This window comes from Flavobacterium sp. KACC 22763 (assembly GCF_028736155.1).
GTDB lineage: Bacteria > Bacteroidota > Bacteroidia > Flavobacteriales > Flavobacteriaceae > Flavobacterium.
Genome location: NZ_CP117879.1, coordinates 4,536,687 through 4,548,495 on the forward strand (window position 1 = coordinate 4,536,687; position 11,809 = coordinate 4,548,495).

The 11,809-nt window shown below is 34.2% G+C and carries 11 protein-coding genes; 4 read left to right on the forward strand and 7 right to left on the reverse strand.

Annotated elements, in window-relative coordinates; all coding sequences use genetic code 11:
- Position 1: 1 nt before the first annotated feature.
- The 5 genes from PQ463_RS19080 to PQ463_RS19100 all read right to left on the reverse strand — a co-directional run bounded on the left by PQ463_RS19080 (position 2) and on the right by PQ463_RS19100 (position 7,538).
- Positions 2 to 301, reverse strand: coding sequence for a hypothetical protein (locus PQ463_RS19080; RefSeq protein WP_111378923.1), 300 nt, complete (start codon positions 299 to 301; stop codon positions 2 to 4).
- Positions 302 to 321: 20 nt separating this feature from the next.
- Positions 322 to 654: a hypothetical protein gene (locus PQ463_RS19085; protein ID WP_274255028.1), complete on the reverse strand. Its 333-nt coding sequence runs from the start codon at positions 652 to 654 to the stop codon at positions 322 to 324.
- A 57-nt stretch (positions 655 to 711) separates the two neighbouring features.
- Complete coding sequence (locus tag PQ463_RS19090; protein ID WP_274255029.1) at positions 712 to 3,201, reverse strand: TonB-dependent receptor; 2,490 nt, start codon at positions 3,199 to 3,201, stop codon at positions 712 to 714.
- Between the two features lie 218 nt (positions 3,202 to 3,419).
- On the reverse strand, positions 3,420 to 4,664 hold the full coding sequence (odhB, locus tag PQ463_RS19095) for a 2-oxoglutarate dehydrogenase complex dihydrolipoyllysine-residue succinyltransferase (protein ID WP_274255030.1): 1,245 nt from the start codon (positions 4,662 to 4,664) through the stop codon (positions 3,420 to 3,422).
- 96 nt (positions 4,665 to 4,760) lie between these two features.
- Complete coding sequence (locus PQ463_RS19100; protein WP_274255031.1) at positions 4,761 to 7,538, reverse strand: 2-oxoglutarate dehydrogenase E1 component; 2,778 nt, start codon at positions 7,536 to 7,538, stop codon at positions 4,761 to 4,763.
- A gap of 117 nt (positions 7,539 to 7,655) precedes the next feature.
- Here PQ463_RS19100 and PQ463_RS19105 point away from each other — a divergent pair, with 117 nt between their 5' ends.
- Positions 7,656 to 8,222: a hypothetical protein gene (locus PQ463_RS19105; protein WP_274255032.1), complete on the forward strand. Its 567-nt coding sequence runs from the start codon at positions 7,656 to 7,658 to the stop codon at positions 8,220 to 8,222.
- Positions 8,223 to 8,285: 63 nt separating this feature from the next.
- A complete protein-coding gene (locus PQ463_RS19110) occupies positions 8,286 to 8,846 on the forward strand; it encodes a hypothetical protein (RefSeq protein WP_274255033.1) in 561 nt (186 codons plus the stop codon).
- Positions 8,847 to 8,866: 20 nt separating this feature from the next.
- On the opposite strand, the gene PQ463_RS19115 is transcribed toward PQ463_RS19110, so the two are convergent.
- Positions 8,867 to 9,220, reverse strand: a complete 354-nt coding sequence (locus PQ463_RS19115; protein ID WP_111378930.1) for a hypothetical protein — start codon at positions 9,218 to 9,220, stop codon at positions 8,867 to 8,869.
- 53 nt (positions 9,221 to 9,273) lie between these two features.
- A complete protein-coding gene (locus tag PQ463_RS19120; RefSeq protein WP_274255034.1) occupies positions 9,274 to 10,248 on the reverse strand; it encodes a polyprenyl synthetase family protein in 975 nt (324 codons plus the stop codon).
- A gap of 266 nt (positions 10,249 to 10,514) precedes the next feature.
- Here PQ463_RS19120 and PQ463_RS19125 point away from each other — a divergent pair, with 266 nt between their 5' ends.
- Together PQ463_RS19125 and PQ463_RS19130 are read left to right on the forward strand one after the other, a co-directional pair.
- Entirely contained in the window at positions 10,515 to 11,036 is a 522-nt protein-coding gene (locus PQ463_RS19125; RefSeq protein WP_111378932.1) for a YceI family protein, read from the forward strand.
- 107 nt (positions 11,037 to 11,143) lie between these two features.
- Positions 11,144 to 11,743, forward strand: coding sequence for a TetR/AcrR family transcriptional regulator (locus PQ463_RS19130; RefSeq protein ID WP_111378933.1), 600 nt, complete (start codon positions 11,144 to 11,146; stop codon positions 11,741 to 11,743).
- Positions 11,744 to 11,809 lie beyond the last annotated feature (66 nt).

The following is an 11,809-nucleotide window of genomic DNA, read 5'->3' on the forward strand; positions in this document are numbered from 1 at the left end:
ATTATTGTGCCGTATTATAGGTTTGACCTAGATAAATGAAAAGACAAAAAAGTAGAGACAGCAGAATGTAAATTCCCCAAATTTTCCAGCCGCTTTTGGCTAAAAAAGCAATAATCATTAAGGCTACCCAAAGAATAAAACCGCTGAAAGCCATTGTGATTAAGATATCTTTTCGGCTAAACCAAGCCGCTAAAGCCAGATGAAAAGTAACAGAAACAAAGTATCCGCCTAAAATTGCAGCAGTAATTTTGGAAAAACGAGGCCAAAAAGAAGGATTTAGATATTTTGGATTTGCTGGCATATTATAATTTAAATTGGATTTTAGTTGTAATAAATTTCAGTTACAGCAACAAAAAGCAGCAAAGCCAAAAGTAGTTTGCTATTTATTTTTTTTAAAGGAGTTAGGATAATGATTAAGCTTCCCACAGTCATCAGCTGAATGAAAAACATCAAGGTGCCACAGCCTAAAGATTGTGTGAAAAGCCACATTGCGTAAGCAGAAAGCAAAAGCATTAATCCGATGATTTTAGTTTGTTTTGGATTTTTCTGCATCCATTTTTCAAACCCCAAATCATACGACAACACTGCTCTTTTCGAAGTATAATACAGTGTATAAAAAGCTAAGAAAACGATAAGACTGGCAATTGTAATCATAATCAATTAGAATTTAAAAAACACCTTCCGATTAAGGAAGGTGTTTTTGTTGTTTTATTAGAATCTATAAGCGAAACTAGCAGCAACGCTTCTCATGTTTCTTGGATGAATAGTTGACCATCCATCGTAAGTGTCAACATTTGCTATGTTGTCTAGTTTAAGTGTCAATGTATATTTTTCTGTTCCGTAGAAAATTGATGAATTTAAAACAGTGTAAGAAGGTATAGTAAACTGACCTGTAATTGTTCTGTTCATGATTAGGTTTTTGTCAGCATAGTTTCCTCCAAAACCTAAACCAAATCCTTGTAAATCTCCTTCTAAGAATTTATAGCTTGCCCAGAAGTTTGCTGAGTTTCTTGGTCCAGAGCTTTCTGGTCTGTGTCCTACGAAATCAGGATCTCCTGCGTTTAAGATTGCATCTACATAGCTATAGCCTGCTACAATGTTTAAACCAGGAACTGGACTTGCCACGATTTCTGCTTCAAAACCTTTGTTTCTTTGAGCACCGTTTTGGTAAGATGTCTGAGTGTTAACAGAACCACTAGTTCCGTATACGGTATATACCTGATCTTTTACCTGAATGTCATAGTAGCTAAAAGTTGCGTAAACTTTATCTTTAAGAACATTTAATTTAGTTCCAATTTCAAATTGGTTAGCATGCTCTGGTTTGAAAGTTCTTGGACTAGAACTTCCGTCAGGTAAAATATCGCTTGTTGGAGCAGAGTTGGCAAAACCATCCATGTAGTTTGCAAAAATCGAAACCTTATCAATAATTGGCTGGTAAACTAAACCAAATTTTGGAGAAAAGGCAGTTTGGTTATAATCATCATCACTGGTAGTTACGTCTCCAGCTGTCATAAAACGATCTACACGTAAACTTCCCATTGCAGATAATGAAGGAGTAATATTAATAACATCAGAAACATAAGCGCTAAAAACTTCTTGTTTAGTTTTGTTGTTATTTGCAGCAGCTTCGGCCAAAAGTTTGTCTGAACCGGCTTTTGTTAAATTACCATTATCTCCATCTGTAACATATTTTTTTGGATCTGTAATACCAAATACATATTGGTTAACAGTTGCTAAATCCATGTTTCCGATATATACATTTCCATTTCTTACATATCCAGATCCATTATCGATTTGTCCTCTGTTGAAGTAATCTAAACCGGCAACAATACGATTTCTTAAACTTCCGATTCTGAAATCTCCAATGAAGTTTTGTTGGATATCTGTAGTTAAAGTTGTAGAGTTTTGATAGTTCATAGAACGTCCTAAAACAATTCCTTCGGTGATTTGAGGAATTGATTTTGTTCCTTCATATAAATAAGTATAATATCCTTCTGATTTTGATGAACCTCTAGAAATTACTGTCTGAGAAGTCCATTGATCAGAAATTTTATAGTTCATTTGTCCTTGAAGACTATAAGAAGGTGTCTGAATTGCAAGTTCGTTACTTGTATATGAACGTTTGTTATCATAACCTAATTCGTCAATATTGTGAACTCTTAATGGAGCAGCTCTATCTAAGAAAAGCATCGTTGGGTTAGTCGCTTCGTTTTTCATGAATTCAGTATTGATGAAAAATGAAAGTCTGTCATTTACTTCATAAGACAATGAAGGAGCAAAGAAGAAAGATTTTCTGTATCCAGCATCTTGAAAGCTGTTTTCGCTGTGGTAAGCAGTGTTAAGACGGAAGTTAATTTTGTGTTCTTCGTCTAATGGAGTATTTACATCAGCAGTAACACGGTTTAATCCGTAGCTTCCTGCCGTATAAGTCACTTCTCCGCCAAAACGGTCATAAGGTTTTTTGGTAGTCATATTGATTAAACCACCATAAGAAATAAGGCTGCTTCCAAATAAAGTTCCAGAAGGTCCTTTTATTACTTCAATTTTATCGATGTTTGCAGGATCTAAACTTCCGTTTGTTAAACCTGGCAAACCGTTAATCATAGTTGGCTGTACAGCAAATCCTCGTAAAGAGAAATATCCTGCTCCATCGCCTCCACGACCTGTAGAAGCCCATAACGGATTTAATCCTGGAGCATTTTTAAGCGCATCATCAAGGTTTGTAACGACTTGCTCTTTTAAAAGCTCGCTTGTAATGGTAGTATATACTTGTGGGTTTTCAAGATTTTTAAGCGGTAATCTTGATACTTGCTGTGTTTCTTTGCGTGCCAGAGGATTTTTTCTGCCGTTTCCGTTAATTACAATTTCGTTTAACTGCTCAGAGTTTGAGTTAATACTGAAATTTTCAATTAATTCGTCTCCGCTGTTAAGAGTGATACTTTTTTCTTTAGATGTAAATCCAACTGCCGAAACTCTAATAATATAAGTTCCCGGTTTAAGGTTCTTTATTTCATAATTCCCTTTAGTATCTGTGTTTGTTCCGATTTTTGTTCCTTTTAAAGCAACAGAAATGTTATCTGCTGTTCCACTATCCGAACTAATCTGACCTTTTATTGTCGCTTTCTCCTGTGCCAAAACAGATGTTCCCGTAAGTAGAACAAAGCATAAAGTTAATAGCGAAATCGTAAATTTTAATTTCATTTTTATTTAGAATTAATTTTGATAGTGCAAATTTAACTGCTGGAGAGCAATCAGGCAAGTTGTTTTTATTTATTCTAAATAAATTATTTTTTAAAGGTTAAAATTTTCATTAATGCAAAAAATTAACATCTTAAGCTAATCTTAAGCTAATTTTAAGCAAAAAAAAGCCTGTTCTAATGAAAGAACAGGCTTTTGTATTGTCGAAAATTACTTAAAAATTACAACTCTAAAGCACGTTTAGCGTCGCCATTCATTAATAATTCTAATGGGTTTTCTAAAGCTTCTTTTACAGCAACTAAGAAACCAACAGACTCACGTCCGTCGATAATTCTGTGATCATAAGAAAGAGCTACATACATCATTGGGTGAATTTCAACTTTTCCGTTTACAGCAATCGGACGCTCAATGATGTTGTGCATTCCTAAGATTCCTGATTGAGGAGGGTTGATGATTGGAGTAGATAACATACTTCCGAAAACACCACCGTTAGTGATTGTGAAAGTTCCTCCAGTCATATCGTCAACTGTAATTTGACCATCACGAGCTCTTAAAGCCAATCTTTTGATTTCAGCTTCAATTCCACGGAAAGTTAAAAGTTCAGCGTTACGAACAACAGGAACCATTAATCCTTTTGGTCCAGAAACTGCGATTGAGATATCAGCAAAATCGTAAGCGATTTTGTAGTCACCATCCATCATTGAGTTAACATCTGGGTATAATTGTAAAGCTCTTGTAACTGCTTTTGTAAAGAATGACATGAAACCTAAACCTAAACCACCATGTTTAGCTTTGAAAGCATCTTTGTATTCATTACGAATTTGGTTGATTGGCGTCATGTTTACTTCGTTGAAAGTAGTAAGCATAGCAGTTTCATTTTTAGCTGAAACTAATCTTTCTGCTACTTTACGACGCAACATTGATAATTTTGTACGCTCAGTTCCACGGCTTCCACCAGTTGGAGTTCCCATTGAAGGTACTGCGTTTACAGCATCATCTTTAGTAATTCTTCCGCCTTTACCAGTTCCTGATACAGAAGCTGGAGCAATATTTTTTTCGTCTAATATTTTTCTTGCTGCTGGAGATGGAGTTCCTGCTGCATAACTTGTAGCAGCTGGAGCTTGAACTGGCTCAGCTTTTGGAGCTTCTGCTTTTACTTCTGCCTTAGGAGCCTCAGCTTTTGGAGCTTCTGCCGCTGGTGCCGCTGGAGCACTTCCTGCTGGTTTAGCAGCATCTGTATCAATTAAACAAACTACAGCACCTACTGCAACTGTATCACCTTCTTCAGCTTTTAGTGTAATTACACCGCTCATTTCAGCAGGCAATTCAAGAGTAGCTTTATCTGAATCAACTTCAGCAATAGCCTGATCTTTCTCTACATAATCTCCGTCTTTTACTAACCAAGTTGCAATTTCAACTTCTTTTATTGATTCCCCTGGTGATGGGACTTTCATTTCTAAAATCATCTTGTTTTTGTTTAAGGTTTTTATGGTTTCAAGTTTCAAGTTTCAAGTTGTTGCACTTGAAACCGAAACATGAAACTTGAAACAATTATTTTTTAATTATCTAAATAAGTTTTTATCGAATACCATTCTAATTGCATCTGCGTGACGGCGTTTAGCACGCGTATAACTTCCAGATGCAGGAGCAGAGTATGCTTTTAATGAAGCCAATCTCCATTTTACAAGATCAAAGTTCATTAACATAAAGCTGTAAGCTCCCATGTTTTTAGGTTCTTCTTGTGCCCAAACATAATCATCAGCATTTGGATATTTTGCAATGATTTCTTTGATTTGCTCAACTGGGAAAGGGAATAATTGCTCAATACGAACAACTGCAACGTCTTTTCTTCCGTTGTTTTCTCTTTCTGCAGTAATATCATAGTAGAATTTACCAGTAACGAAAACTAATGTTTTAACATCTTTTTTGTTTACTGTAGTATCATCAATTGTTTCTTGGAAACTTCCGTTTACTAAATCTTCTACTGGAGATACACATCTTGGGTCACGAAGTAAACTTTTTGGAGTAAATACAACCAATGGTTTACGGAAATTCGTTTTCAATTGTCTTCTTAATAAGTGGAAGAAGTTAGCAGGAGTTGTACAATCTGCAACATACATATTATGTCTTGCACAAAGCTGTAAGTAACGCTCCATTCTTGCAGAAGAGTGCTCAGCACCTTGTCCTTCGTATCCGTGAGGCAATAAAAGAACGATACCGTTTTGGTTGTTCCATTTATCTTCACCACAAGAAATGTATTGGTCAATCATAATTTGAGCTCCGTTAGAGAAATCTCCAAATTGTGCTTCCCAGATTGTTAAAGCTTTTGGACTTGCTAATGCATATCCGTAATCAAAACCTAAAACTCCATACTCAGATAAGTGAGAGTTGTAAACATTAAAGTTTCCTTTTTTGTCTTCAAGGCTATTGATTAAGATTACTTCTTCTTCAGAATCTTCAACTTTAACTACAGCGTGACGGTGAGAGAAAGTTCCTCTTTCTACGTCTTGTCCAGAAATACGAACATCAAAACCTTCTTGTAATAAAGATCCGTATGCTAAATGTTCTGCCATTCCCCAATCTAAAAGATTAGTTTCAAAGAACATTGTTTTTCTGTCGTTGATTAATTTTTGAATTTTACTGATGAATTTTTTGTCTTCAGGTAAATTAGAAATAGCATTTGCAATCTGAGTTAATTTTTCTTTTGGATAAGAAGTATCAACTTTTTGAAGCATTTGCGTGTCTGTAACCTGAACAAAACCTTCCCACTCGTTTTTCATGAATGGAGTAATGATAGTCAAATCTTTTTTACGAGAAGCTTCTAAGTTCTCCTCCAATTGAGATTTGTATTGTTTTTCTAAAGCATTCACGTAAGAAGCATCAATTACGCCATCAGAAAGTAATTTCTCTGCGTAGATGTCTCTTGGGTTTTTATGTTTAGCAATGATTTTATATAAAACAGGCTGAGTAAAACGTGGCTCATCACCTTCGTTGTGTCCGTATTTTCTATATCCTAATAAATCGATAAATACGTCACGTCCAAACTGCATTCTGTAATCTAATGCAAAAGATACAGCGTGAACAACAGCTTCAGCATCGTCAGCGTTAACGTGCAATACTGGAGAAAGTGTTACTTTGGCAACGTCTGTACAGTAAGTAGAAGAACGAGCGTCTAAGTAGTTTGTTGTAAAACCAACTTGGTTGTTGATCACGATATGAATTGTACCACCAGTTTTGTATCCGTCCAATAAAGACATTTGAATGATTTCATACAAAATACCTTGACCAGCGATAGCCGCATCACCGTGAACAGCGATTGGCAATACTTTTGAAATATTTTCTGGGAAATGTCTTTCTTGTTTTGCTCTTGTAATACCTTCAATAACAGCTCCAACAGTCTCTAAGTGAGAAGGGTTTGGTGCTAAGTTGATGTTGATGCTTTTTCCAGATCTTGTTTTTCTGTCAGCAGTAAGACCTAAGTGGTATTTTACGTCACCGTCAAAATATTCTTGATCGTAATCTTTTCCGTCAAACTCACCAAAGATATCTTGAGTAGATTTTCCGAAGATGTTTGCCAAAACGTTCAAACGACCACGGTGAGCCATTCCCATTACGAATTGTTCAACACCTTTTTCAGCAGCTTGCTCGATCAAAGCGTCAAGAGCTGGGATGATAGATTCTCCACCTTCTAATGAGAAACGTTTTTGTCCAACATATTTAGTATGAAGGAAATTCTCAAAAGAAACAGCTTCGTTTAATTTATTTAAGATTGTTTTCTTTTCGTCAGAAGAGAAGTTAGGCTGATTTGTATTTACAGCTAATTTGTCCTGAATCCATTTTACTACATTAGGATTTCTAATGTACATGTACTCAATACCGATATGCTGGCAGTAAATAGCTTTTAGACGATTTACGATATCTTGCAAAGAAGATGGCGCCATTCCGATTGTTTGAGCCGCATCAAAAACAGTTGAAAGGTCTGCTGTAGATAATCCGAAGTTCTCGATATCCAAAGTTGGAGATGAAGTTCTACGGTCACGAACAGGATTTGTTTTCGTGAATAAATGCCCGCGCGTACGGTATCCGTCAATTAATTTAAGAACGTTAAATTCTTTCTTTAGTTTTTCAGAAATCTGACTGTAATCTGTGTTATCGCTAGTCACGTACTCAACGATCGTTTGCACAGGGTTTTCGTCATTATAAGTCGTTTGTCCAAAGTCAAAACCTTGAAAGAAACTTCTCCAGCTAGGCTCTACGCTGTCTGGGTTAACTAAATATTGATCGTATAATTGTGCAAAAAACTCAGTATGCGCTGCGTTTAAAAATGAAAACCTATCCATAATATGAGTGAATATACTTTTTTGTTATATAGAAAGGCAAAAGTACAACAATCGCATTTATTTAAATCTTTTTTTTACGTACTTTTACGTAAAAATTTGTTAAAATAAACGTTAACTATGAATAAAATTCAATCTTCAATCGATTTCAGATATTTTTTTGTGATTTTGGCGGTCTTGTTTTCAAGTTATAGTATTGGACAACAAAAATATGTCATTGACAACAGTAATCATTTTTGGGACAAAGTTCAATTTGGTGGAGGACTCGGATTGGGTTTCGGATCTGGTTACACCAATATCTCGGTTATGCCGAGCGCCATTTATAATGTTAACGAAATTGTTGCAGTCGGTGTTGGATTGCAATTTGGTTATTTATATCAAAGAGATTATTACGAATCGTTTGTTTGGGGAGGAAGTTTTATTGGTTTAGTAAATCCAATTCCAGAAATCCAGTTGTCAGCTGAATTAGAACAAGTAAGGGTCGATAGTCAATATGAAGGAGGATATGATATTTATGGTAATTATTATCGTCCATATTCAGATAGTTATTGGAATACAGCTTTATATTTAGGAGCAGGTTATAGAACAGGAAGTGTCACTATCGGTGCACGTTATGACGTTTTATATAATCCTAATAAAAGCCTTTACGGTTCTGGATTTATGCCTTTTGTGAGGGTGTATTTTTAAAGTTGCTATCCCGATATCTGTCAGGAGAGAGATGCTAAGATTGTAAGCTTTAAATACAGAAATTTGAAGAAATTTATTTTTATAATTACGGTAATTATACTTTTAGGTTGTAATTCCAAGAAACCGGATATCAATGGAGAAAAGGTGATAAAAAAAGAATTACGACCTTTTTTTGATTCTGATGAAATCAATCATTATTATATTGATTTCAAAAGTGATTTCGAACATTTATCCAAGGATAATGATATACAGATAGAAAAGAAAAAAGAATTCTCAAGCTTTTTTTATTGGTATTATCCAAATACTGTCGAAAAAGATTTTGAGAATCTGTTGTTGAAATATGATTATAAAAAATCGAATTTATCAAGTAAGCAACAAAGACAAATTCAAGACGTATTCAGTGAAAAAGATTCTATTCAGACTAATGAATATGCTTGTATCCCTGAATATCGCGATATTTTTATTTTTAAAAAGAAAAAAAAGACAATCGGAATAGCAAAGATTTGCTTTAAATGCGGTCGTTTCCAAATTATTGGAAGTAAAATAGATACCCAGTATTTTGGACTTTGGAGTGAATTAGATAAATTACATAATGTCGTTCGCTCCAATGATAAAAAACCTTAGCATCTCAGCGCCTCAGAACCTTATTTATAATAGTTACGGAACCACACCTTCTGCCATTCTCTTTTTAAAATCAAGAAAGCAACTTGTTCAGCTAAAATAACTAAATCCGAACCATCTAGTTGTTTGATTTCATTTTCGGGAACGTCAATGATGTAGAGTAGATTTAAATATTCAGCAAATTTGTACTGAATCATTCTGTAGACTTTTTCGTGAAGCTGAATTTTTAATTCATCTGGCGAAATGCTTAACGGAAAATCGATTCCTTCATTGGCCAAATTAAAATCTTTATTAAGCTGTTCAATAAGACTAAGGTATAAAGTCTCTGCTTGCGCTTGCGCTAATAATGATTCGGTATTTACTGGTGCTACAAACATGTGATTTTAGATTTTAGATTGCTGATTTATGATTGTAGATTTTTTCCTGAATACTAAACTTTACGGCCCATTAAATTCTCGCCAAATGTTCTTAGAATATCCTTTTTTTCAGAATTAATATCCATTTTTTCTAAGGTTTCAAAGGCTTTTAAAGTGTACATTTCAATAGCTTCTTGCGTGGCGCGTGATGCTCCAGATTCGTTAAAAATAGTTTTTGCCGTTTCTATTTTTTCTGAATTATCTTCTAATTGTAACGTGAATAATTTTTCTAATTCAGAAGCTTTATCCTCAGTAGAAAACTCTAAAGCCTTTAGATATAAATAGGTTTTTTTGTTTTCTATAATATCGCCACCAACTTGTTTTCCGAAAGTTTCAGGATCTCCAAAAGCGTCCAAATAATCATCTTGAAGTTGGAAAGCTAATCCTAAATTTAATCCGAAATCATAAATTAGATCTGCTTCTTTTTCAGAAGTTTTAGCCACAATTGCGCCCATTTTCATGGCTGCAGCAACCAAAACAGCTGTTTTATATTCAATCATTTTAAGATATTGAGGAATCGTAACATCTTTACGAGTCTCAAAATCTACATCCCATTGCTGTCCTTCGCAAACTTCAAGCGCTGTTTTACTGAATAATTTGGCAAGGTTTCTAAAAACAACTGGCTCGTATTGTTCAAAATATTGATAAGCCAAAATAAGCATGGCGTCTCCAGAAAGGATTCCAGTGTTTAAATCCCATTTTTCGTGCACAGTAATTTGTCCTCTTCTTAATGGAGCATCGTCCATAATATCATCATGAACAAGCGAAAAGTTATGAAAAACTTCAACCGCCATTGCAGCCGGAAGTGCAATTGAATAATCAGTATCAAAAACCTCTGCAGCCATTAAAGTTAAAACTGGACGGATGCGTTTTCCTCCAAGTCCTAAAATGTATTCAATAGGTTCGTAAAGATTTTTGGGTTCTTTATGTATGTTTTGACTCTGTAGATAATTGATGAAAAAATCTTGGTACTGACTTATATCGTGCATAATAAATTCTGATTTCGCGGCTCAAAGATACAATTCAAATATGAATTTCTAAGGATGAAATGTTAAAAGCGTATGAATCACTTTAAACAGGCTTTTAATCCGTCTCATTTCTAAGATGTTAAAATTTTTTATAAAAAACTTGGAAACTTTTTTGGTATTCAGAGTTTCCTGTCTATATTTGCAGCGATAAAATGGAAACTAAGAACACTGTAAAAGTTTCCATGAAGAGTTTTAATGATTCTTAAAATCAATTAAATCAGCTATTTATGAAAACAAAATGGACCTTAGATTCTAGCCAATCAGATGTTTTATTGAAAATGAGACGATCAAGAACTGCTTATTTGGGAGGAGACTCAAATAAATTTGATGGGTATGTAAATATTGAAGATAATGAGATTGAAGATGCTTCTGTAGAATTCTCATTAGATATCAATAATAAAAATGAAAGTTTCCAATCTATAGATGCTTATTTACAGCTTCAGGATTTTTTTGAAGAAGATGAGCATCCAATTATCAGTTTCAAATCGACATCGTTTCAAAAAGTAAATCAGAACATCAATTTTTTCAAAGGAGATTTAACTATAAAAGATATTACAAGAGTAGTTGAATTGGATGCTGAATTTCTAGGGGAAAATATTTATAACGGAGAAAAGAAAGTAGCTTTTGAAATCAAAGGAAATATCAAACGTGAAGACTTTGGTTTAGATTACAGTTCTTTCAACCACGCTTCGGGTGCTGCTTTAGGCAAAGACATTAAACTTATAGCAAATTTAGAATTTAGCATATAAATCTTACCAAATCAATAATTTGATGTAAAATTATTACAAATTAACAGGAAACTATTTTTTTAATTTTAGTTTCCAAAGTATATTTGTGATGCAATCGAGAATTTAAAATGAAAGAGAAGATTATAGCAAAAGCAAGCGAGTTGTTTTTAAAGCTTGGTTTTAAGAGTGTTACAATGGACGATATTGCAGGCGAAATGTGTATTTCGAAAAAAACGATTTACAAGTATTTCTGCAATAAAGAAGTCTTAATTGAGGAGAGCACTTCGCTGGTTCATGGCCAGGTACACGAAATCATGGATACCATTATTGCAAAGAATTTTAATGCTATTCATGAAAATTTTGAGATTAGAGAAATGTTCCGCGACATGTTTAAAAATAACATTGATACTTCTCCAATTTATCAACTCAAAAAGCATTACCCTGAGATTTATCAAAATATTCTTTCATTTGAAATTGATCAATGTACACAGATGTTTAGAGAAAATATTGAAAAGGGAATTCGTGAAGGTCTTTACAGAAGCGATTTGAATATAGAGGTTTATGTCAAGTTTTATTATACGCTAGTTTTTCATATAAACGAAAACACCGTTTCTGAAAGCGAAGCACAAAGAATTGAGCTGGAAGCATTAGAATATCATACTCGCGCAATGGCAACTTTAAAAGGAGTAGAAGAATTAGAAAAGCAGCTAAAAAGAATAAATAATTAATTCATCTAAATATATTCAATCGTCATTATTCTGAGTGAGGATGGAAAATGGCGATACTATCTCAAA